The organism is Thermostichus sp. MS-CIW-38, from assembly GCF_054058415.1.
Genome location: NZ_JBSSAH010000028.1, coordinates 1 through 20,660, shown reverse-complemented (window position 1 = coordinate 20,660; position 20,660 = coordinate 1). Strand labels below are relative to the sequence as shown.

Here is a 20,660-nt window from a genome sequence, read left to right as displayed (position 1 = left end):
CTATACTGAAAATAATGTATAATATGTTCAGTACGGATTACTACCAGTTGATCTTTCTGTTTACTTTCGAGTCTGCCAACATGGTAGCCAAAGCAAAGCAGAAAATTGGTAGTAAGACGACACGGAAACTGCGCTTTGGGTATTCTACTCAAAGCTTTGCGGGATACCGCCATTCTGGTTGGAAACAAACAGAATGCTATCGCTGCATAGTTGAACAGTGATGTTCAGCAGTGTTCAGCGTAAATGTATCAGGTATCAACACTCCACCACAAGTCCACCCCAACAGCGAGGATCCCCTAGGGCTCAAAGGGCAAGGATTCGCGTCCCTCCTTGGCTGGTCTGGGCTTGGTCGATTTCTCCACTTCCTTGGCCTCCACCGTGATCGCCTGGGCAGCCCGACGGCGCTCCTCTTCCACCAATTGCTGTAAGTTCTCCGGCAACGGCTCCCGCGAGAGCAGGAAAGTCTGCACCGTTTGGAAGATATTAGAGACAAGGATGTAGAGCAAAACCCCTGCCGGCAGAGGGAAGAACAGGAACATCGCCGAGAACAGCACAGGGGTGATCCGAGCCATGGAACTTTGGCTGGGATCCTCTTTGCCGGTATCCTGTCCGGCATTGGTTAGGTACTGGTTCAGGTAAATGGACACCCCAAAGATGACGATCATGGCGATGATATCCCAGTGGATGGTGCCATCCTCGTCGAAGGCTCCCACACGGCCCAACTTGTCGATGAACAGAAAGCCAGTCTCAGAGGCCAAACCGGGAATAGACACCTGCACGGTCACATCCCCCGGCTGCAGAGCCAGCAAGGTGCCATCCGGCTTGATCTGGGCACGATCTTCTCCTTTGGTGATCTTCCAGGTGGGCTGTAACAGATTGGGATCCCCACCCGCTTCGGCCACCAACTGCTCAAAAGGCTTGCCCCCCGGCCCTTGAAGCAAAAATTGCACCTCTTCCCCGACGGCAATCTTGGTGCCTTTGGGTTCCACCAGCACCACCGGCTTGTGAAGAGAGTCGGTGACAAAAATGTTCTTGCTGGGGCTGACGTAGGGGGCAGGCACCACCTCAGCCGCCATTTCCGCCGGCAGGATCTGCAAGTTGACATCGTAGGTCACCGCTGCAAAGGGGGAGCCCCGCAGGGTGGCAAACAGGGCAAACAGCACTGGCATTTGAATGAGCAGTGGCAGGCAGCCCCCCAAGGGATTGGCCCCCAGCTCGCTGTAAAGCTTGGCCTGGGCTTCGCGAAGCTTTTGCGGGTCGTCTCGGTATTTCTCCTGGAGTTCTCGCATCCGCCGCTGCATCACCGGGCTGATCACCTTCATGCGCCGCATGTTGCGGATGGATCCCACATTGAGCGGGTAGAGGGCAAAGCGGATCACCAACGTCAGGAAGATAATGGCCAGTCCATAGCTGGGCACGATCCCATAGAAAAAATCCAGGATCGGCAGCATGACGTTGTTGGAGAGAAATCCGACTCCGAAGTCCATGAGGGGCGCTGGCAAACGTCCGTAACCATTGTAATGGCTTCCGTTCGGTTGACGAGGGCGTTTTCAGGGTTTGTCCCCTGGATCCGTCAGATAGACCTGAGAAAGGCGAGCAATTGAGCAAAATCAAGCCCGCTCCACTGAACAGGGATCCCAAGGCCAAACCAGAACCCCTCATCGGCAGTTGCCTAGCAGTCCTTTTTTCCCCTATGATGAGAAACGCTTGATCCTCGGTAGCTCAGCGGTAGAGCGGTCGGCTGTTAACCGATTGGTCGCAAGTTCGAATCTTGCCCGGGGAGTATGTCTGAGCCAATCAAGGAAGCCGGATCCGGAACCCTATCCTTCCAGGCGGCTCTGGGCCTGCTGAGGGAAAGGGGGAGAGAAAACCCAGTCTCCCATCTCGTCGAGGAAGATGCGACGCTAAGCCAGACGTGGAGAAAATAATGTGAAGCAATGTGAAGGCGGCTAAGGGTTTCGTCCCGCCTGTTCCCGGCAAGTGTCAAGAGTCTCTGTCCTTTGGGGCAAGGAGTATGTCAGAATACCCTCTGGCTGTCTATTCCCAATCCGAGGGTGCTTGCTGTGATCGACCTGTCGCGGATCCCTGCCCAACCCAAGCCCGGCTTGCTCAACCTCTTGATTGAGATTCCCGGCGGCAGCAAAAACAAGTATGAGTTCGACAAAGACATGGGAGCAATGGCGCTGGATCGGGTGCTCTACTCCTCGGTGCAGTACCCTTACGACTACGGCTTTGTGCCCAATACGCTGGCCGGGGATGGGGATCCCTTGGATGGCTTGGTGATCATGGATCAGCCCACTTTCCCAGGGTGTGTGGTCACGGTGCGCCCCTTGGGCATGTTGCAGATGATCGATGGCGGGGATCCGGATGAGAAGCTGCTGTGTGTGCCTGCCAAGGATCCCCGCTATGCTTCGGTGACCAAGCTGGAAGACATCGCCCAGCACCGCCTGGATGAGATCGCGGAGTTTTTCGCCACCTACAAGCGCCTGGAAAAGAAAGAAACCCAGATCTTGGGCTGGAAAGGTTTGGCCGAAACCGAGGCGGTCATTGCCAGCAGCATTGCGGCCTGCAAACAACCCCAATAGACATCTCTAAGGGATGCGAACAGAAAGAGCTTCCTGGCGATGTTGCAACAGTCGCTCTGGGGTGAGGGGCCCTTCGATGTGTTGCCAAGGCAAGGGATCCGCTGGATCCCAGTGGCTGTGCACGTAGTAGTCTAGGGGCGGCAGTTGCCCTTTAAGCTCTTTGAAAGCGCGCCGGTAGCTCCCCAAAGATTCGCCAAAGTCCCGCGCCAACTGCAAGACTTTTCCCACCCGCCGATCCCCTCGCGAGATGAGGGCTTGGATCACCGACCAGCTATAGCTTTCCGGGCGCAACTCCACCCCCAAGGGACGCAGGTGTTTCTGGAAAAACTGCAGTTTTTTCTCGGCTTTGGGATCCACTCCGTACCACTGAAAAGGAGTGTGGGCTTTGGGCACAAAGGTGCTGCACCCCAGCGTTAGGCGCAGGCCGGGAGCCGCTTTTTTGAGCTCTTGGAAAAGGGCTACTGTGGCCTCCAGATCTGCCTGGGTTTCCGCCGGGAGCCCTACCATGCCGTAGAACTTAATGCCCTTCAGACCTCCAGCCTGGGCGTGGGCTGCTGCTGCCAAGATTTCCGGGTTGCTTAACTTCTTGTTGATGATCTGGCGCAGTTGTTCTGAGCCACTTTCGATGGCCACCGTAATGGACTGGCTGCCCCGGCGGGAGAGTACCTGCGCCAGACGTGGAGTTACGGTAGCCGTGCGCACCGAGGCCAAACTGAGACGCACCTGCTCGAAGCGATCCTGGGCCAAGTGCTCCAGCAACTGCTCAAATTGGGGGTGTTGGGTTACCGAAGCCCCCAGCAACCCAATCCGCTGGGTAACCTGCAGCCCCCGCTCTACCGCCGGGATCAAATGCCCCTCCACATCCGCCACCCGGAAGGGCAACGTTAGGTAGCTGGCCAGGCAAAACCGACACATCTCCGGGCAGCTGCGCACCACCTCCACCATGTAGATGCTCTCCCAGGCCGCTTTGGGGGTGACTACTGTGGAAACCGAGAGGGTGTTGCCGCGGAAGGTGTGTTTGCGAATGGAGCTAGGGATCCCGGCCACTTTGGGGAGCACCTTCTCCACCGGGCCGTCGGGCTCCCGGTATTGGGGTTCATACAAGCCGGGCACATAGATCCCCGGCACCTGCGCTAGCGCCTGCAATTTCTCAGCCCGGGATCCCTGGCGCACCTGCCGATAGACCTCAATCATCTTCTCCAGAAGACCTTCCCCATCCCCCAACAAGATCAGGTCAAAGAACTCGGCAAAGGGCTCAGGGTTGGCCGTCAGTACCGGGCCGCCGCCAAAGACCAAGGGGTGGGCTTCTTCCCGCTCCTCAGATCTGGGAGGGATCCCGTGCCGTTCCAGCAGAGCCAGGATATGGACATAATCCAGCTCCCAGGATAGGGAAAAGCCGAACAGCTCCGGCTCCCGGGGCAGGGGCTCAGCCAAGTCTGTAAAGAGGCGGGAGACGGCCACATCCCGGCGGCTGGCCAGCAGACTCCAGATGACTTGATAGCCCAGGCTGGTGATCCCCACTGCGTAGGTGTTGGGAAAGGCATAGATCACCCGCACCGCGTCGGGGTCGGGCGTAGCCGGGGCAAAGAGCAACTGCTCCAGGGCAAACTCTGAACTAGCCAAGGGATCCCGCTGTGTTGGATTGAGGTTTGGGTTCTGGCTCGGAAGAGTTTTGATTTGCCTGCCGAACTTTTTTGGCTCCTGCATGCTAACAAAAGCTAGCATCTTTCACCAATGCAGATTGCCGGAACAGGGCAGTTCTGCCCAAGCAGGCAGGAAAACCCCACATGCGCCATTGCGGTCTCGGTGCAACCGCGATCCCCTGCAGCAAAACTCATTCCAAAGCCCAGACTTCCGGCAGAAGCCGCCCTCTACGAGCAAAGTGTACGGGCAAAGTGAGGGTAGAGCGTATATCATTACCCCTTCGGCTGGGCAATGTCGAACTCGGCGTCGTAGTCGAAGTCCTCCTCTTCGTCAGCCCAGTCTTCTTCCAGCCTATCGTCCCCCGCCAGCTCCTCTTCCTCCAGGCGGCGCTTTTCTTCGTATTCCTCATCCTCTAGGCCCAAAGCAGCCCGCTCTGCCCGCCGCTGGAAGCGCTCCAGTGCCGCTGGAGTGATGAAGGGATAGGGCAACCCTTGCGCTTGGGCCTCCTCCAGCGCTGCGCGGTAGCTCTCCACTTCCTTGATGTCGATTTTCCAACCGGTGAGGCGGGCTGCCAGGCGCACATTTTGCCCCTCTTTGCCAATGGCCAAACTGAGCTGGTCGCTGTTGACCAACACATGAGCTTGCTGGATTTCCGGATCCACTAGCCGCACCTCCACCACCTTGGCCGGGCTGAGGGCGTTGGCAATGTAGGTGGCAGGATCCGGCGACCAGCGGATGACATCGATTTTCTCGTTGCGCAGCTCCGCTACCACCGCCTGAATCCGGGATCCCCTCGCGCCAATACAGGCCCCCACTGGATCCACGTCCCGCTCCACCGTATCGACCGCAATCTTGGTACGTGGCCCCACATTTCGGGAAGGGGGGTTGGCCTCCCGCGCCACTGCCACAATCCGCACGATATCCTCTTCAATTTCTGGCACCTCGTTGGCAAACAGGTTCACCACCAAGCCAGCATCGGCCCGGGAAACCAAAAGCTGTGGCCCCCGCCGGGATCCCTCATAGACTTTCTTGAGATAGACCTTCATCACCGCGTTGGGAGTGTAGCGATCGCTGGCCAGCTGTTCCTTCTTGGGCAGTTCTGCTTCCACCTCAGGTTGTCCGAAACCGCTGGATACCGACATGATCACCGTCTGCCGCTCGGTGCGCAGCACCCGTGCCTGCAGTACGGTTTTTTCCAGATCGCGGAACTCTTCCTGAATCAGACGGCGCTGCTGATCCCGTAACTTTTGCGCCAGCACCTGCTTGGTTTGGATGGCCGCCATGCGGCCAAATTCCGCCTGTTGTGGGGTGACATCATCTGTGACTTCCCAGCCTACTTCGGCTTCTGGGTAATCCTGCTGCACATCGTACAGAGAGATCTCATGGTCGGGGTTTTGCACCTGCTCAACGATGGCTTTGGTGGCCAAAACGCGAAAGCCTCCTGCCTCCACATCCAACTCCACATCGAAATTGCGGAAGTGGTCTTCTGCAAAGACCACATCTCGCTGGATGGTTTTGCGGTAGCGTTCGTAGCCCTTGAGCAGCGCCTCTCGCAGGGCATCGGTGACCACATGGCGGGGCAAGTTGCGCTCCCGCGAGATCATCTCCACCATTTCCGCCAAACCCGGCAGAGGCACCATCGCCATAACCACTGTCCTCCTGCACAAACTTCGTGAAACTTGCTGTTGCTATTGCTCCACAGCGGGAACTGAACCCGCATCTCTGATGCGAAGGGAGGGCCGCACCACCTGCGGTCAAACGCTCTCTCTATCTCCGGTCTCCTAGTCAGTTTCCGATGAGAGGGCAACCCGCTGCACCGAAGCGCGGGGCAACTGAACTCGCCGCCCCTTGAGGGATAAGGCAACCCTCTCCTCATCCCGACCCAGCAGGTGTCCTGACCAAACGGCTTTGCCCTTGTAGGGTGGATCCAAGGTCACCTCCACCGCAAACCCTTTGAAAACCACAAAGTCGCGATCGCTGGTGAGAAGGTTGCTGATGCCAGGGCTGGACACCTCCAACACATACTGGCCTGGGATCAGATCCACCCGATCCAGCTCGACTTCTAAGGCTTGGCTCATGGCTTCGCAATCGGCATGGCTGGTTTCTCGGTCGGGATCCAGTGGGCGGATATCCACCCGCAGAACTGGCGGATGCTGGTTGGTGTGGAAAACCATCTGCACCAACTGGTATCCCAGTTGAGCGGCCACGGGACGGGCCAAGCTCTCCAACTGTGGAATAAGAGGGTGAACCATAACCAACTTGTCACCAACCGGGTGTTGCCGCCAGAGCCAAACCCCTTTGAGCCGGAGCTGGCAAAGGGGACAGTAAGCCCCCTCAAAAAGCAAAGAAGTGGGTACCACCCACTCCCCGTTGCTATCGCGGAGCTCCTTGAGGCTCGCCCAGAATCAGTACAGACTTCGAGCGCATCCCCCCTACCTCCTAATTTTAGAAGATCTCCTCCGGTTTTGTCATGGGGATCCCCAAAAGCCAACATCTATAATGTGGACAACTGCGGATTTGCCCAGATATCCAGCCGCGTTTTGTGGGGTTTCCTATGACTGTTGCCTTTTCCTACCCGATCTTCGGCCCCAGCATTCAGTGCCCCCACTGTCGGCAAACGATTGCGGCCCTCACCCTGACCGATACCTACCTCTGCCCTCGCCACGGTGCGTTTGAGGCGGATGCCGAACAAGAGGAGCTGGTACACCTGCAATCCGGACGGCGCTGGCGCTTTTGGGAAGGTCGCTGGTTTCGTCAGCACACCCACGCCGATGGGATCCGTTTTGAGATTCATGAAGAATTGGATCGGCTGCGCATGCAAGGAATGCGAGCCACTCAGGTGATCGTGGCCGAGCGCTACCGCCAGCTGCTCACCCCTTATCTGGAGCAGGGATCCCACCGTCGTCCTGGCCCACCTCGCCTCTATGGCTTGCCCGTCAGCTTCAGCTCCCAAATCCCAGAGGATAGGGGTGGATCCCCTCAGCGCTGGCGGGTGATCAACTTTGAGCTGACCTACGAGATCGACCCGGCCATGCGGCAGCCGCAATCCCGTCTGCAACTGTGTGATTAGACTGTGTGATTAGAAAGGCGAACAGGTAGAGAGCTGTTGGAAAATTGGTGGCTGCTCAAGTCTTCTAGAACTGGAAGTTTCCTTCCGCGGCGGGAAGCGCTATGCCTTGATAGGTGTAGCCAATGAATCTCGGCTGGTCAGGCATATAAAACCGCTCCAGTTGCTCAAACCGAAACCCCGCTCCCTGGATCAACCGAGCCATATCTCGGTTTAGGTTGCAGCCATCTGCGATTACCTTTTGTATAGGGTTAAGACAATTTTGCCATCTTTGCACCTGGGGATCCTCACTGAGGCCGTGTTCGAGAAAAAACAGCTTGCCCCCCGCTCGCAACACCCGCCGGATTTCCCCTAAAGCCTTGGCCACATTAGGAATGCTGCACAATGTCCAGGTGCTAACCACGCTATCAAAACTCTGGCTTGGAAAAGGCAGTTTCTGGGCATCCGCCACCTGCCAATCAACGGCGATGGGAGAAGAGGCAATGCGCCGACGAGCCAGGGATCCCATGCCGGGATTGGGATCTACCCCTGTGATCTTTCGAATGTGCTCTGGGTAGCAGGATAGGTTGAGGCCGGTGCCAAAACCAATCTCCAGAACGGATCCCTGCACATGAGCCAGAAGCTGCCGCCGATAGCGCTCCATCCCTTCCCCCGAGAGAGCTAAATCCAACAGCCGCGGGAAGATTATTCGGCGATAGAGGTTCATTCGACCATCCCAAATGAATGTTCAGACCTGAGCAGCTTAAACAGTCTGGGCAGGTTGCGGTTGAGCAGTCACCTTCAGGGAGTGAAGGGCATAGCAGGCCAGCAACCAATTGAGCAGGCGGGCCACCACGCGAGCAGTTTGCCGTGTTGCGGATCCCACCGCCACCCCTCCCAGCGAAAGGCCAACCACAGGACGAGCAGCAAAGATGGCCTCACAGGTCTGCAACAGTTGCAACCAACTCACCCCCCCTGGCTCTGGGTGATGCACGGCGGGCGCTAAGGAAGGATCCAGCACACTGCAGTCCACGACCAAAAACACCGGTTGATCCGGCAAAGAGGCCACCACCTGCTGGGGATCCCAGCCATCTTGGGCCCAGAATATTGGGCTGTGGTGGGCTTTCAGCCATGCGTAGGCCCGCGCACTGCCGCTGCGCAATCCCACATGGATCACCGGCAGCTTGTGCTGATAGAGCAACTCCACCCAGGCAGCACTGCCATAGCTCGTATCTTGATCCGGCTGGGTCATCTCTGGGGGCGGCATCAGATTGGCATGGGCGCTGCAATGCACCACACTCAGAGTTGGGTAGTGCTTCCAAAGGGCACGAATGGCCCCCCAACTGGCAGCCAAGACTGAGGGCAACAGCACCGGCCATTGTTGTCGTCTCCAAGCTTGAGCCACCGCCGCCTCACACATGCCGTAGGGAGGCTCATCCACCAGCCCCGGCAACTGCGCCACCGCCAGCTTATCCACATCGATCCCCAACCTCGGCTCGAAGGCACACAGCTCCGAACCGGCATTGAGAATGGCCATCGGAGCCTGAGTATCGTGGCCAAAGGCGGTGGGAATGAGAATGACCCTGGCATTGGATTGCGAGCTGGGATGGAGGGACCACTGGGCCATGGGCGCTGTTCCTTTTCCAGAAAGCTGTGGGTCTTCGGCTTGTTCTATGGTGGCCTACAGGGTGCCCAGGGATCCGTCTGAGGGCCAGCCAGTCTGCTACGAAAGATTACAGTTCCCAGGCGGAACTGGGGCCAAAAATCGAGTCAGTGGTAGATTCAAAGTGCTTCGCGCCGCAAACCGCGGTTTGGACAAGGCAAACCACCGCAAACCACAACGAGTTGAGAAAGGTAGACTATGGCTGTGATGGAAGGCGATCCTCGTCAGGGAGCAAAGCTGCCTCTATTTGGGGGATCCACCGGGGGGCTGTTGAGCGCAGCCGAAACCGAAGAAAAATACGTCATCACCTGGACGGGCAAGCCGGGGCAGGTGTTTGAAATGCCCACTGGCGGCGCTGCCGAAATGGTGGAAGGCAAAAACTTTCTCACCTTTGCCCGCAAAGAGCAGTGTTTGGCGCTGGGTGCCCAGTTGAGATCCGACTACAAGATCAACGACTACCAGATCTTCCGCATTCCGGCGGGTGGAGAGCCTGTGTTGGTGCATCCCAAAGATGGCGTCTTTCCCGAGAAGGTCAACGAAGGCCGTGAGCCCGTCGGCAAAGTGGATCGCAACATCGGCAAAAACAAGGAGCCGATTACCTACAAGTTCACCGGCGGGAAACCCTGGGACTAAGTCCAGCGGCCCTTGTCTTGTCGGATCCCCTGGTCAATTCAGGGGATCTTTATTTGTTCGCGGGCACCTGGTTCTGGAGCGGTTGCCGACGGCCCTCACCCCCAGCCCCTCTGCTGTTGCTTGTCCCTTTTGGGAAGAGTCGGGCTGCCCCTGGCGAAGAAAAGCCCCAGCCCACCCGGGGCTGGAGCCATACCCGAAAAAGCCCGGGATCCCTGAGGCAGGATCTGGGCCAGACTACTTGGCAATCGCCGCGAAGAACTCCTTGGATTTCACTGGGTCGGGGTGCATGGTTTTCTGGCCGGGCTGCCAGTTGGCCGGGCAAACTTCATCGGGGTGAGATTGCACGTATTGGATGGCTTGCAGGGTGCGCAAGGTTTCATCCACACTGCGGCCAAAGGCCAGGTTGTTAATGGTGGCGTGCTGGATGATCCCTTCTTTGTCGATGATGAACAGGCCGCGCAGCGCCACACCCGCTTCCGGATCCAGGACATTGTAGGCAGCGCTGATCTCCTTTTTCAGGTCAGAGACCAGAGGATACCTCAGCTCACCCACCCCTCCAGCCTTGCGGTCGGTTTGAATCCAGGCCAGGTGAGAGTATTCGCTATCCACTGAAACACCCAGGATCTCGGTATCCAGCTTGGCAAAGTCGTCATAGCGGTCGCTGAAGGCCGTGATCTCCGTTGGGCAGACAAAGGTGAAGTCCAAGGGGTAGAAAAACAACACCACATACTTCTTACCCCTGTAGTCGGAGAGCTTCACCGTCTTGAATTCCATGTCATAGACGGCGGTGGCGGAAAAATCGGGAGCGGGCTGCCCCACTCGCAGGCATCCTTCCTGAGACATAAATCAACGCTCCTTGCGGTAAAGTGCAAATGTAAACCAAACCTAACATACCATACTCATAATGACTCTGCCTTAACTCGATAGATAGCGACGGATCCCAACTGCCGGGATCCGGATAATGCCCATTTTTCCATGCTGATCGGCTCAGCTCTGCAAGGGATCCTGTTGTCATGAGGGTGGCGCTGGAGTTCCTCTATCACTTCTGTTGTGATCGCTGTCGGCGGTGGTGGAGCCAGGCCGATGTGGAGCCGCAACCTGGGGATCGCCTGTATTGCCCCTATTGCGGCCATCAAAATTGTGTGGAGCGCATCGATACCTTTCGCGACGCTGCGCGGGGCAGTTGCCTGACCCGTCCCCCCGATGCCCCTTCTCCAGATCCGCATCCGCCCTCTGAAAAATCCGGGGATCGGCCTCAGGAGAAGCGATCCCCAATCTAGTTATCCTGGGCAAACCCAGTCCTCTTGCCCCTATGGGGCAGCCAGCCGCTAGAGCCTGTCAACCATTCAACGCATCCGCCAGAGTTCCCCGTTGCGAAGATGACCACAGGTAGAGGTCAACCTCAGGCGAGGAAGAATCCACCAGATAGCGACAGAGGCGGCGCTCTTCCAGGATGGCGGTGGAGCAGCAGCAACTGTAAACTTCCAGATAGTCGTCCGGCTCCGCCTCAAAAATCGCCTGCTGGCCGGGAAAGAGGGTGCGCTCCCAGTGGCCGGGGATCGTGCGGATCACCTGAACCTGTCCGGAACGGTTGACAAAAGCGTATCTTTTCATTGCGTTTTTTTAATGGTGTTAAGAAAAACTTATTGCCCTTAAAATAGGCTACCATCCCTGATCCCCAAGCGGCAATAGTAAGCCGCCAAGACGGGGATCGCTCTTCCTGACTGGCTTTGGGAGATTTGTTCTCTCAGCTTATTGGGGTTGAGAGAATGGGATCCCGAGGAGAAGCCTGCCCTGGTAAACTGAGGGGAAGAGTCTGAAGATATCCTTAAGTTGGCCTTCACCATTCCGAGATCAGCAAGGGGGCACATCGTGGACAACAAGTTGGGGCTAGAGATCATCGAAGTCGTGGAGCAGGCTGCCATTGCCGCCGCCCGCTGGATGGGCAAAGGGGACAACAAGACCGCCGACCAGGTGGCTGTAGAGGCCATGCGGGAGAAACTCAACCAGATCCCTATGCGCGGTCGCATCGTCATCGGGGAAGGAACCCGCGATGAGGCCCCCATGCTCTACATCGGCGAAGAAGTGGGCATCTGTACCCGCCCGGATGCTGAGCAGTTCTGCCGTGTGGAAGAGCTGGTGGAGATCGATATTGCTGTGGATCCCTGCGAGGGCACCAACCTGGTGGCCAAAGGCCAAAATGGCTCCATGGCCGTGCTGGCCATCTCTGAGAAAGGTGGCCTTCTCCATGCCCCGGACATCTACATGCAGAAGCTGGCAGCTCCGCCCCAGGCTAAGGGCAAGGTGCACATCGACTATCCGCCAGAGAAAAATCTCAAGATCATCGCCGAAAGCCTGGATCGGGAGGTATCGGATCTGACGGTGGTGGTCATGGATCGCAAGCGCCACCTCGATCTGATTCGCCAAATTCGAGAGGCGGGGGCACGGGTGAAGCTGATCACCGATGGCGACATCTCGGCGGCTCTCTCGGCGGGCTTCAACGGCACCGGCATTCATGCTCTGATGGGGATCGGGGCTGCTCCTGAGGGGGTGATCTCGGCAGCTGCTCTGCGGTGCTTGGGCGCCCACTTCCAAGGTCGGCTGATCTACGATCCCGAAGTAGTTCAGGCGGGCACTTACCTGCCGCCTGTGGAGGAAACGCGACGGGAACTCAAAGAAAAAGGCATTGAGGATCCCGACAAGGTGTGGGAGTGTGAGGAGCTGGCCAGTGGCAAGGAAGTGCTCTTTGCTGCCACCGGGATCACCGATGGTGACTTGATGCGCGGGGTACGTTTCTTTGGGGGTGGGGCCCGCACCGAGACCTTGGTGATCTCCAGCCAATCCCGCACGGTGCGCTTTGTGGATACCATCCACATGAAAGACGGCCAACAGCCCCGCGGCCTGCAGCTGCGCTAAGGGATCCCTATCTAACATCCTCGCAGATCGGGGCGGCTTTCCCCTGGTGAAGGTCGCCCTTGCCTTTTTGGGAAAGTTACGAAATCTATCAAGCCCCAACCCGTGAAAACGTAATAACTCTTCAGCAAAATCCGGCAAAACCGGTTCGATACTGGTCTTAGGGTTTAGGTAGGCTGAGAAAAGTTACCTAAGCTTGCTGGAACCGAGTCAAGGGATCCCCTCGTATCGGTCACAGCTATTGCTTTCTCTCTGAAACAATATTTGCTTTTGTTCAGAGTTTTTGTTTTTAATAACTTTTGCTGTTGCTGTACAGACGACGGAGAGGCATGTTTATCGCGGTTGTCGGTCTTAGCCATCGCACAGCTCCCGTAGAGATTCGGGAGCGCCTCAGCATCGCGGAGTCGGAGGTGGGAGAGACGATCCAGCAGCTTCGCACCCACCCCCACATTGAGGAGGCTGCGATCCTCAGCACCTGTAACCGGCTGGAGGTCTACATCGTCACCTCGGAAATGGAGAGTGGTGTCCGGCAGACGATGCAGTTCTTGGCTGAGCTGAAAGGGATCCCCTTGCCCCAACTGCGTCCGCACCTGTTTACCCTTCTCTACCAAGATGCCGTAACCCACCTGATGCGGGTGGCTGCCGGTCTGGACAGCTTGGTGCTGGGAGAAGGGCAGATCCTCTCGCAGGTGAAAAAAGCCCAGCAACTGGGCCAAGCCTGCAACGGCATGGATCGCATCCTCAATCGCCTTTTTAAGGCAGCCATTACCGCCGGCAAGCGCGTCCGTACCGAAACGGAGATCGGCACCGGCGCCATGTCCATCAGCTCGGCAGCGGTGGAGTTGGCTCTGCAAGAGCAGGGATCCCTCTCTCAGGGCAAAGTTACCGTGGTGGGGGCGGGGAGAATGGCCCGTCTGCTGGTGCAGCACCTGTTGGCCAAAGGGGCAGTCGATATCACGGTGGTCAACCGCTCCCTGGAGCGGGCCGAAGCCCTGGCCAAGCAATTCGAGCAGCCGATCCAGGTGCTGCCTTGGGAGTCGCTGCTGAACAGTGTGGCCGAGTCCAACTTGGTCTTCACCAGCACCGGTGCCACCCAGCCGATCCTGAACTACCAGCAACTGGCAGGGGTGCTGCAGCCGGATCAGCCGCTGTTGTTGGTGGATATCTCTGTGCCCCGCAACATCGATCCCGATGTGGAAAAGCTGAAGGGGGTACAGGTGTTCAATGTGGATCACCTCTCCCGCATCGTGGAAGAAAACCGCGCCCAACGGCAAAAGCTGGCTCTGGCTGCCGAAGCCCTGGTGGAAGAAGAGGTAGATCAATTCATGGAGTGGTGGCGTTCTCTGGAGACGGTGCCCACCATTTCCAGCCTGCGCCACAAGGTGGAGTCTATCCGCGAACAGGAGATGGAAAAAGCTCTCTCCCGCCTGGGCAAAGACTTCGCCGAAAAGCATCTGGAGGTGATCGACGCCTTGACCCGCGGCATCGTCAACAAGATCCTGCACGACCCGATGGTGCAACTGCGGGCCAAACGGGATATTGAGGCGCGGCGGGCAGCCATGCGGATCTTGCAGGAACTGTTCAACCTGGATCCGGTGGTGTTTCAAGCCCAGCAGGAGCGCTAGGGATCCCTTGGCGAAGAGCGCATGACTTGAAGAATTGTAACAGCTCTCCCATCTGGGGTGGAGGGCACCCCTTAGGATACAAAGCGTAAGCCACAGGATCTGGGATTATGTTCGGACAATACGAAGTTTTTGTGCAGTTGGCCCTGCTGGCCTTGATTGTCTTGGCAGGCCCGGCGGTCATCCTGCTGCTCTATCTGCGCGGCGCCGATATGTAGGGGATCCCTCTGGATATTGAGGCAGTCGGGATAACCCTTTGGGAGTGCTGGGGCTAAGCCCAAAGCCAGGAGTGTTTAGCAACGTAACGCTCCTTTGCGTTAGAGTTGTAAAGAAATCCCTAAGGCACTCCTGCTTGTAGGGCGACATCCTGCTGGTCAATGGTTAATATGTCACTCCCCATCCGCAACGTTGCCATCATCGCCCACGTCGACCACGGCAAAACTACCCTTGTGGATGCCCTGTTACGCCAGGCGGGCATCTTTCGGGAGGGGGAAGACATTCCCACCTGTGTGATGGACTCCAACACGCTGGAGCGGGAGCGGGGCATTACCATCTTGGCCAAAAACACAGCCGTCCGCTACGGCGAAACCTTGATCAACATCGTCGACACCCCTGGCCACGCCGATTTCGGGGGCGAGGTGGAGCGGGTGCTGGGGATGGTGGAGGGCTGCTTGTTGATCGTGGATGCCAACGAAGGCCCGATGCCGCAAACCCGCTTTGTGCTGCGCAAAGCCTTGGAGAAGGGCCTGCGCCCAATTGTGGTGGTCAACAAGATTGATCGGCCTCGCGCCGAGCCCTACAAAGCCGTCGACAAGGTGCTGGATTTGTTCTTGGAGCTGGGGGCAGACGAAGACCAGTGCGACTTCCCCTATCTATTTGCCTCTGGGTTGCGCGGCTTTGCCCTGGAAGAAGCCGATCTCAAAGCCTTTCTGGAAGGGAAGTACAGCGGATCCCTGGATATGAAGCCTCTTTTCGAGGCCATTCTCAAGCATGTCCCACCTCCCATTGGGGATCCCGGCAAGCCCCTGCAGCTGCAGGTCACCACGCTGGAGTATTCGGAATACCTGGGCCGGATTGTGATCGGCAAGATCCACAACGGCACCATCCGCCTGGGGGATCCATTGGCAGTGGTGAAAGAGGATGGATCCATTGCCAAGGGCAAAGTAACCAAGCTGTTCGGCTTTCAGGGCCTGCAGCGCATCGAGCTGACGGAAGCTACCGCCGGCCACATTGTCGCCGTGGCGGGGTTTGCCGAGGCCAACATCGGCCATACCCTCACCTCTCCCGAGAATCCCCAGGCTCTGCCGCTCATCAAAGTGGACGAGCCCACATTGCAGGTGATGATCTGCGTCAACGACTCCCCCTTCGCCGGGCAAGAGGGTACTTTTGTAACTTCGCGGCAACTGCGGGAGCGCCTGATGCGGGAGCTGGAAACCAACGTGGCGCTGCGGGTGGAAGAAACCGACTCGCCGGATCGCTTTTTGGTGTCGGGGCGAGGCGAGCTGCACCTGGGCATCCTGCTAGAAACCATGCGGCGGGAAGGCTATGAGTTTCAGGTGGGGCAACCGAAGGTAATTTTCCGCGAGGTCAACGGCCAGCCCTATGAGCCCTACGAGTGTTTGGTGCTGGATGTGCCGGAAGCGACGGTGGGGGCCTGCATCGAGCGGCTGGGGCAACGGCGGGGAGAAATGCAGAACATGATGGTGGGATCCGATGGTCGGGCTCAGCTGGAGTTTGTCATTCCGGCGCGAGGGCTGATCGGCTTTCGGGGGGAGTTTATCCGCATCACCCGCGGCGAGGGGATCATGAGCCACAGCTTTTTGGAATACCGTCCCCTGACTTCTGAGATGGAAATGCGCCGCAACGGGGTGCTGATTGCTTTTGAAGAAGGGGTGGCCACTACCTATGCCCTCAAGAATGCGGAAGATCGAGGTGTATTCTTTATTACGCCAGGTACCCGCGTTTACAAAGGGATGATCGTGGGCGAGCACAACCGTCCCCAAGACTTGGAGCTGAACGTCTGCAAGACCAAGCAACTGACCAACCACCGGGCTGCGGGCGGGGAGGAGCTGGTGCACTTGCAAGCGCCGGTGGAGATGACCCTGGAGCGGGCTTTGGAATACATCGGCGAGGATGAGCTGGTGGAGATCACCCCCCAGTCGGTGCGCCTGCGCAAGGCACAGTTAACGCCCTCTCGCCGCTAGTTTTCTCAGCCAACTGGAAGAGAACCCGGCTCACCACCGCCGCAGGTAAGAGGCCAAGTTGGGGAAATAGAACGCCCCCCAAATCCCCAGCAGGATGACTCCCAAGCCGAACACAACCAGCCAAAGGCGCGGTCGGCTGTGCAGCTTATTGGATCCCACCTGGACGTAGGCCAGATCCACCCAAGCAGTATTGCCGCGGCGGAACCAGCCCACCACTTTGACGCGCCGGCCCACCAGGGCGCGGATCTGCTTCAGGCCGGAAAAGACATTGCCCACCGGGCCCAGAGGGGAGGTGAAGCGCACCGGGATCAGCCCTGTGGCCTCTTGCAGCTTCAGCTCTGCCCCCAGTTGATAGCCGGAGCGGCCCAGTCCCACCAATTCCCCCTCCAGCTCCACCCATTGTCCGCGGCGGGGATCCGCGTCGGGATCCGCCAGCAAGCTGAGCACATCCGTCGGCCTTGCCGGCAGGGATCCCCCGTACATCAACCCCGCTTTGGCCCACAAGCCCACCCCGTAGCCCACCACCGCTGCTGCCGCGATCACCTTGGGATCGAGACGGTTTTGCAGCAGCAGGTAGAGGATCAGCCCCACCAGCCAGCCAATGAGGATCCCGACCACTTCGGCTGCGTAGATGGCCAGATCCAGCCAAAACCGGCTTTGCAGGCGGGCCACATCCAATTTGGACCCGGATCCCAGGCTCAGCTCCGGCAGGAGGCGCAGCCGCTCTCCATATCCCGCCAAGACCTTGAAGCGGTGCCCCGGCAGCGGATGGCTGGAATTGACCTGCATCCAGCGAGCCCAAGGGTTGATTTGATCCCAAAGAAAGACTTGGCCAGCTTGGGAGGGATCCTGGAGGCGGGCGGCAGCACTGGCAGCGGCGATGGTTTTGAAGTCCAAAAAGCTGAACAGGCGGGTGCAGTGCAACAGCGAGGAAGGTCGGCGGTCATTTTTGTGGGCCTCTTGTAAGCCAGCAGCCGATTTGAGCAGAGCAGCGATCAGCCCGTTCGGGTTGCCGGTTGCCTGTACGGCAAAATGGTCGGCATGGTAGGTGCCCAGGCGGGAGAGGAAAAACAGCGGGTAGGAGAGCACCGTGTAGATCAAGTAGAGCAGCGGGGCCACATGCCCGATGAGATCCCGCCGTTTGCTTCCCAGTTGGCTCACCTGCTCTAGGGCCAGGTAAACCAGTTGAATCGGGGATCCCAGCAGGGTCATGACCAGGATATCTCCATTAACAATTCGCCCCAGGGCCTGGGCGTAGACGGCGGCAATCTCATCCTCAGAAAGCTGCTGCAACAGGGCTTGGGTGACCACAATGCGGCAGCCATCAGAAAAAGTGCCGTAAACAAAGGCCAGCGGCCCAGCATCCGGGATCACCCCCAGTCGGGGCTGTTTTAGCTGGTTTTGGGCACAGATGCGCTGCAGCAGGCGCGCCGTTTCGGGGCTGTGGCGTTCGATTTCGCCAAGCCTGGCCCAACGCAACTTGTGCAGCCGTTGGTGGAGCTGATCCATCAGCCAGGGGGCAAAAAAGAGAAGGCCTACTCCAAAGTTGACCGCCAGGCTGCCGGCCACCAACCACCGCAGGCCATTGCGCAGCCAGGGCAGCAACCCCTGCAAAAACCAAAGCTGCCGCGGAAAACTCAGCCGGCCAAAATCCAGATGGCTGCCTACCAACACAAAGCTCAGCCACCAAAGGAAGACAATGCCCACCCCCAGGGATCCCCACTTGGCCCAATGCAGGGGGCCGGCCCGCTCCGGCAGGGGGATCTTCATACCCAGTTGGGCGGCCCGTTGACGGGTGGACAGGGATCCCGCTCCAGGAGACGGCTCCTCTGGGGGAGCAGAACGCGGTTCGACAGGTTTGGCGGACGGAGCAGCCAGGGACTCTGTTGCAGTGGGCAGGCGAAGCAAGATCTTCTTGGCCCAGCCTTGCGCCTGGGGGTTGGGGTGTTGCAGCAGCTCTAGGCAGAGGGACCGTGCCTTCTCCGTCTGGCCCAACTGGTGGTAGGCCCGCACCAGGTTCATTTGGGCTTCCAGGGCTTCGCCGTCAGATGAGTCTGCCGGGATCCCTAATGCTTTGTCCTGCTGACGGGATTGGGCCAGGTAGCCTTCAAAAAGTTGGATGGCCTCTTGAAGGCGGCCCTGCCGCAGGGCTTCCTTGCCCGCCTGGACGGCATCGGGGATCATCGGCTTGCTCCTTGCCTGGTAGGGTCTGCTTCTGGAGATCGGTTGGATCCATCTGCTCCCCCAGCTTACTCAGGGATCCAACCCCGAGAGACTGGATCCCCCCTAAAGGGGGTAGCAGAGCAAGCGCCGCCGCAAGCGATCCAGAGCCGTCTGGGCGCTCCACCAACGCACCCCCTCTCTGCCGCGCAGGCTGCCAAACCGGTACTCGTGTACTTCCACCTTCCCTTGCGGATCCGCCAAGCCCAGATACACAAGACCGACTGGCTTGGTGGCGGTGCCTCCCTCTGGCCCGGCAATGCCGGTGATGCTCAAGGCCCAGTTGGAGCCCAGGACTTGCTTGGCCCCCAGCGCCATTTGGGCGGCCACCGCCTCGCTCACGGCCCCGTGCTGTCGCAGGGTTTCCGGATTCACCTGTAAAAGCTGCTCCTTGATGCGGTTGTCGTAGGCCACGATCCCCCCCACAAAATAGCGGGAGCTGCCCGGGATCCCGGTCACCAACTGCCCCAGCAGCCCGCCGGTGCAGGATTCTGCCACCGCCAGAGTTTGACCCCGTTGCAGCAACAGCTCTCCCACCACACCGGCCAAGGTGGCGTCATCGCTGCCGAAGTAGTCTTCTCCAGAAATCTGTAAAATCTGCTCCACCACCGGGGCGATCAAGGCTTGGGCCTCTTCACGACTGGGAGCACGTCCGGTAACCCGCAGGCGTACCTCCCCCTGGCTGGCGTAGGGAGCCACCGTAGGGTTTTCCCCCGCCAACAGGGATCCCAGCCGTTCGGCCAGCGTCGATTCGGGAATGCCCCAATAGCGCAGTACCCGGCTGTAGAACACCTCTTTTCCCCAGCCGATGGAGCGCAGATAAGGCACGGCGGTCTCCCGCCACATGTGTTGCATCTCCCGCGGCACCCCAGGGAAGGTGAGAATGTGCAGGTCGGGCCGGGGCTGCCAGATGAGGCCACAGGCGCTGCCAAGCGGGTTGGGCAACACCCTCGCTCCCCGGGGCAGAAAAGCCTGCTTGCGATTGCTCGGCGAGGGCACAAGGCCCCGCTGCCCGTACTTTTGCAGGATCTCTTCCCACACTTGGGGGTGCTCCACCATCTCCGCCCCAAAAAAGGAAGCCAGCGCCTCATGGGTGAGATCGTCCGGCGTCGGCCCCAAACCCCCGGTGATCAGAATCAAGCTGGAACGACCACAGGCCACCTCCAGCGCGTGGTGAATGCGGGCCTCGTTATCCCCCACCACCGTTTGGTAATAGTGGGGGATCCCCAGTTGCGCCAACTCGGCTGCCAAGTACTGGGCATTGGTATTGGTGATCTCTCCCAAAAGCAATTCTGTGCCGATGCAGAGGATCTCAGCCCCTTGGGGAATAGCAGTTTGCGGTGGGATCATGCTTGGCCTCGAGCTCAGCTCAGCCGCAAGAGAAGTATACAAGCAGGGAGGTCTCGGCCTCCCTGCGCGCCCCCAGATTTTGGGCTTGCAGTTGGCCATTCCAAATGGCGGTGAGACAACCGGCAAGTTTCCATCTCCGGCGCCGGCAAAAAGATTGGGGGACGAGATGTATCCGACAGCACAACAGCGACAGACGCTGCAGCAGTGGTTGGGAACAGCTCGGTTTGTTTATAACCGCACCCTAGGAAGTCTTTAGAAGGCGAGCGTCCACCTGGATGCAAGTAGCTACTCACCACATCTTGCCTTCTCTACCAGATTGGGCGAAGGCAGTCCCGTACCAAACCAGAAAGTGGCAGTCATTGTTTGCGTTGGCCCATTCAAGACTTGCGGGATGAGCGCCAAGGCGGCCAGGTTCTGGGTGGACAACTTTGACATTTATTCTTTGACATTTTCTTTGACATTATTTGACATTGTTTATTGTCTTGGTTTATTGTCTCGCTGCTCAAGTTTCAGACCTCCAAGATAGCGGTCAGAAAGCAGCGCCAGCTACATGCCAAGACGGTGCGCTTGCTACTGGTGGGCGCGTAGTGCGTTCCAGGAACGGCCAGAGGCTGTGGCTGAGCAGTACGGGAAACAAGCATTGACATCCTCCCCGGCCTTTAGGCCGGAGATTCCTACCACGCTACGCATGGATGGCTCCTTGCGCAGTCGTCTCGGCGGGTTCCTGCTTCCGACCGCCCGTGCAGTTCGATCCACAGGCCATCCGGGCTGACACGGGTG

19 protein-coding genes, 1 tRNA gene and 1 pseudogene are annotated in these 20,660 nt (G+C 58.5%); 11 read left to right on the top strand and 10 right to left on the bottom strand.

Annotation, left to right across the window (positions count from 1 at the left end; all coding sequences use genetic code 11):
- Positions 1 to 26: 26 nt before the first annotated feature.
- Positions 27 to 210 (top strand): annotated as a pseudogene (locus tag ACVWXZ_RS10160) (hypothetical protein); the annotation flags it as partial.
- 86 nt (positions 211 to 296) lie between these two features.
- Here ACVWXZ_RS10160 and yidC read toward each other — a convergent pair.
- A complete protein-coding gene (gene yidC, locus ACVWXZ_RS10155) occupies positions 297 to 1,487 on the bottom strand; it encodes a membrane protein insertase YidC (RefSeq protein ID WP_457482472.1) in 1,191 nt (396 codons plus the stop codon).
- Positions 1,488 to 1,711: 224 nt separating this feature from the next.
- Between yidC and ACVWXZ_RS10150 the strand changes: the two genes are divergently transcribed.
- Together ACVWXZ_RS10150 and ACVWXZ_RS10145 are read left to right on the top strand one after the other, a co-directional pair.
- A tRNA-Asn gene (locus tag ACVWXZ_RS10150) sits at positions 1,712 to 1,783 on the top strand.
- Between the two features lie 283 nt (positions 1,784 to 2,066).
- The gene (locus tag ACVWXZ_RS10145; RefSeq protein ID WP_414409161.1) at positions 2,067 to 2,585 is read left to right on the top strand and encodes an inorganic diphosphatase; all 519 of its coding nucleotides are present in this window, start codon (positions 2,067 to 2,069) and stop codon (positions 2,583 to 2,585) included.
- Between the two features lie 6 nt (positions 2,586 to 2,591).
- Here the strand turns inward: ACVWXZ_RS10145 and ACVWXZ_RS10140 are convergent, their stop codons facing one another.
- The 3 genes from ACVWXZ_RS10140 to rimP all read right to left on the bottom strand — a co-directional run bounded on the left by ACVWXZ_RS10140 (position 2,592) and on the right by rimP (position 6,481).
- Complete coding sequence (locus tag ACVWXZ_RS10140; RefSeq protein WP_457482471.1) at positions 2,592 to 4,208, bottom strand: B12-binding domain-containing radical SAM protein; 1,617 nt, start codon at positions 4,206 to 4,208, stop codon at positions 2,592 to 2,594.
- 293 nt (positions 4,209 to 4,501) lie between these two features.
- Positions 4,502 to 5,875 carry a transcription termination factor NusA gene (nusA, locus tag ACVWXZ_RS10135; protein ID WP_011433821.1) on the bottom strand — a complete coding sequence of 458 codons (1,374 nt, stop codon included), beginning with the start codon at positions 5,873 to 5,875 and terminating at the stop codon, positions 4,502 to 4,504.
- Between the two features lie 135 nt (positions 5,876 to 6,010).
- On the bottom strand, positions 6,011 to 6,481 hold the full coding sequence (gene rimP / locus ACVWXZ_RS10130; RefSeq protein WP_414381586.1) for a ribosome maturation factor RimP: 471 nt from the start codon (positions 6,479 to 6,481) through the stop codon (positions 6,011 to 6,013).
- A gap of 302 nt (positions 6,482 to 6,783) precedes the next feature.
- Here rimP and ACVWXZ_RS10125 point away from each other — a divergent pair, with 302 nt between their 5' ends.
- Positions 6,784 to 7,299: a TIGR02652 family protein gene (locus ACVWXZ_RS10125; protein ID WP_011433824.1), complete on the top strand. Its 516-nt coding sequence runs from the start codon at positions 6,784 to 6,786 to the stop codon at positions 7,297 to 7,299.
- A 64-nt stretch (positions 7,300 to 7,363) separates the two neighbouring features.
- Here ACVWXZ_RS10125 and ACVWXZ_RS10120 read toward each other — a convergent pair whose 3' ends face one another.
- Together ACVWXZ_RS10120 and ACVWXZ_RS10115 are read right to left on the bottom strand one after the other, a co-directional pair.
- A complete protein-coding gene (locus ACVWXZ_RS10120) occupies positions 7,364 to 8,002 on the bottom strand; it encodes a class I SAM-dependent methyltransferase (protein ID WP_457482470.1) in 639 nt (212 codons plus the stop codon).
- A gap of 36 nt (positions 8,003 to 8,038) precedes the next feature.
- On the bottom strand, positions 8,039 to 8,902 hold the full coding sequence (locus ACVWXZ_RS10115) for an arginase family protein (protein ID WP_414424091.1): 864 nt from the start codon (positions 8,900 to 8,902) through the stop codon (positions 8,039 to 8,041).
- 243 nt (positions 8,903 to 9,145) lie between these two features.
- Between ACVWXZ_RS10115 and ACVWXZ_RS10110 the strand changes: the two genes are divergently transcribed.
- Positions 9,146 to 9,571, top strand: a complete 426-nt coding sequence (locus ACVWXZ_RS10110) for a photosystem I reaction center subunit II PsaD (protein ID WP_011433827.1) — start codon at positions 9,146 to 9,148, stop codon at positions 9,569 to 9,571.
- Positions 9,572 to 9,805: 234 nt separating this feature from the next.
- Here ACVWXZ_RS10110 and ACVWXZ_RS10105 read toward each other — a convergent pair whose 3' ends face one another.
- Positions 9,806 to 10,414, bottom strand: coding sequence for a peroxiredoxin (locus ACVWXZ_RS10105; protein WP_011433828.1), 609 nt, complete (start codon positions 10,412 to 10,414; stop codon positions 9,806 to 9,808).
- 170 nt (positions 10,415 to 10,584) lie between these two features.
- Between ACVWXZ_RS10105 and ACVWXZ_RS10100 the strand changes: the two genes are divergently transcribed.
- Complete coding sequence (locus ACVWXZ_RS10100; RefSeq protein ID WP_457482469.1) at positions 10,585 to 10,851, top strand: hypothetical protein; 267 nt, start codon at positions 10,585 to 10,587, stop codon at positions 10,849 to 10,851.
- Positions 10,852 to 10,909: 58 nt separating this feature from the next.
- Here ACVWXZ_RS10100 and ACVWXZ_RS10095 read toward each other — a convergent pair whose 3' ends face one another.
- A complete protein-coding gene (locus ACVWXZ_RS10095) occupies positions 10,910 to 11,185 on the bottom strand; it encodes a DUF1830 domain-containing protein (protein ID WP_011433830.1) in 276 nt (91 codons plus the stop codon).
- 258 nt (positions 11,186 to 11,443) lie between these two features.
- Here ACVWXZ_RS10095 and glpX point away from each other — a divergent pair, with 258 nt between their 5' ends.
- The 4 genes from glpX to typA all read left to right on the top strand — a co-directional run bounded on the left by glpX (position 11,444) and on the right by typA (position 16,310).
- Positions 11,444 to 12,487: a class II fructose-bisphosphatase gene (glpX, locus tag ACVWXZ_RS10090; RefSeq protein WP_414342167.1), complete on the top strand. Its 1,044-nt coding sequence runs from the start codon at positions 11,444 to 11,446 to the stop codon at positions 12,485 to 12,487.
- 326 nt (positions 12,488 to 12,813) lie between these two features.
- Positions 12,814 to 14,109, top strand: a complete 1,296-nt coding sequence (locus ACVWXZ_RS10085; protein ID WP_457482468.1) for a glutamyl-tRNA reductase — start codon at positions 12,814 to 12,816, stop codon at positions 14,107 to 14,109.
- A gap of 107 nt (positions 14,110 to 14,216) precedes the next feature.
- Positions 14,217 to 14,324, top strand: coding sequence for a photosystem II reaction center protein Ycf12/Psb30 (gene psb30, locus ACVWXZ_RS10080; protein WP_011433833.1), 108 nt, complete (start codon positions 14,217 to 14,219; stop codon positions 14,322 to 14,324).
- 168 nt (positions 14,325 to 14,492) lie between these two features.
- A complete protein-coding gene (typA, locus tag ACVWXZ_RS10075; protein ID WP_457465816.1) occupies positions 14,493 to 16,310 on the top strand; it encodes a translational GTPase TypA in 1,818 nt (605 codons plus the stop codon).
- A 30-nt stretch (positions 16,311 to 16,340) separates the two neighbouring features.
- Here the strand turns inward: typA and ACVWXZ_RS10070 are convergent, their stop codons facing one another.
- Positions 16,341 to 18,494 carry a M48 family metalloprotease gene (locus tag ACVWXZ_RS10070; protein ID WP_414415703.1) on the bottom strand — a complete coding sequence of 718 codons (2,154 nt, stop codon included), beginning with the start codon at positions 18,492 to 18,494 and terminating at the stop codon, positions 16,341 to 16,343.
- Positions 18,495 to 18,596: 102 nt separating this feature from the next.
- The gene (locus tag ACVWXZ_RS10065) at positions 18,597 to 19,880 is read right to left on the bottom strand and encodes a competence/damage-inducible protein A (RefSeq protein WP_414331859.1); all 1,284 of its coding nucleotides are present in this window, start codon (positions 19,878 to 19,880) and stop codon (positions 18,597 to 18,599) included.
- Between ACVWXZ_RS10065 and ACVWXZ_RS10060 the strand changes: the two genes are divergently transcribed.
- Positions 19,831 to 20,136: a helix-turn-helix domain-containing protein gene (locus ACVWXZ_RS10060; RefSeq protein ID WP_457403737.1), complete on the top strand. Its 306-nt coding sequence runs from the start codon at positions 19,831 to 19,833 to the stop codon at positions 20,134 to 20,136. The genes ACVWXZ_RS10065 and ACVWXZ_RS10060 overlap by 50 nt on opposite strands.
- Positions 20,137 to 20,660: the final 524 nt, after the last annotated feature.

Bases quoted from the DNA above. Each gene is read 5' to 3' on its own strand.
- yidC (WP_457482472.1), bottom strand. From the start codon at position 1,487: ATGGACTTCGGAGTCGGATTTCTCTCCAACAACGTCATGCTGCCGATC.
- ACVWXZ_RS10105 (WP_011433828.1), bottom strand. From the start codon at position 10,414: ATGTCTCAGGAAGGATGCCTGCGAGTGGGGCAGCCCGCTCCCGATTTT.
- ACVWXZ_RS10120 (WP_457482470.1), bottom strand. From the start codon at position 8,002: ATGAACCTCTATCGCCGAATAATCTTCCCGCGGCTGTTGGATTTAGCT.
- ACVWXZ_RS10100 (WP_457482469.1), top strand. From the start codon at position 10,585: ATGAGGGTGGCGCTGGAGTTCCTCTATCACTTCTGTTGTGATCGCTGT.
- ACVWXZ_RS10125 (WP_011433824.1), top strand. From the start codon at position 6,784: ATGACTGTTGCCTTTTCCTACCCGATCTTCGGCCCCAGCATTCAGTGC.
- ACVWXZ_RS10085 (WP_457482468.1), top strand. From the start codon at position 12,814: ATGTTTATCGCGGTTGTCGGTCTTAGCCATCGCACAGCTCCCGTAGAG.
- typA (WP_457465816.1), top strand. From the start codon at position 14,493: ATGTCACTCCCCATCCGCAACGTTGCCATCATCGCCCACGTCGACCAC.
- psb30 (WP_011433833.1), top strand. From the start codon at position 14,217: ATGTTCGGACAATACGAAGTTTTTGTGCAGTTGGCCCTGCTGGCCTTG.
- ACVWXZ_RS10065 (WP_414331859.1), bottom strand. From the start codon at position 19,880: ATGATCCCACCGCAAACTGCTATTCCCCAAGGGGCTGAGATCCTCTGC.
- nusA (WP_011433821.1), bottom strand. From the start codon at position 5,875: ATGGCGATGGTGCCTCTGCCGGGTTTGGCGGAAATGGTGGAGATGATC.
- ACVWXZ_RS10060 (WP_457403737.1), top strand. From the start codon at position 19,831: ATGCAGAGGATCTCAGCCCCTTGGGGAATAGCAGTTTGCGGTGGGATC.
- ACVWXZ_RS10095 (WP_011433830.1), bottom strand. From the start codon at position 11,185: ATGAAAAGATACGCTTTTGTCAACCGTTCCGGACAGGTTCAGGTGATC.
- ACVWXZ_RS10110 (WP_011433827.1), top strand. From the start codon at position 9,146: ATGGAAGGCGATCCTCGTCAGGGAGCAAAGCTGCCTCTATTTGGGGGA.
- ACVWXZ_RS10070 (WP_414415703.1), bottom strand. From the start codon at position 18,494: ATGATCCCCGATGCCGTCCAGGCGGGCAAGGAAGCCCTGCGGCAGGGC.
- ACVWXZ_RS10115 (WP_414424091.1), bottom strand. From the start codon at position 8,902: ATGGCCCAGTGGTCCCTCCATCCCAGCTCGCAATCCAATGCCAGGGTC.
- rimP (WP_414381586.1), bottom strand. From the start codon at position 6,481: ATGGTTCACCCTCTTATTCCACAGTTGGAGAGCTTGGCCCGTCCCGTG.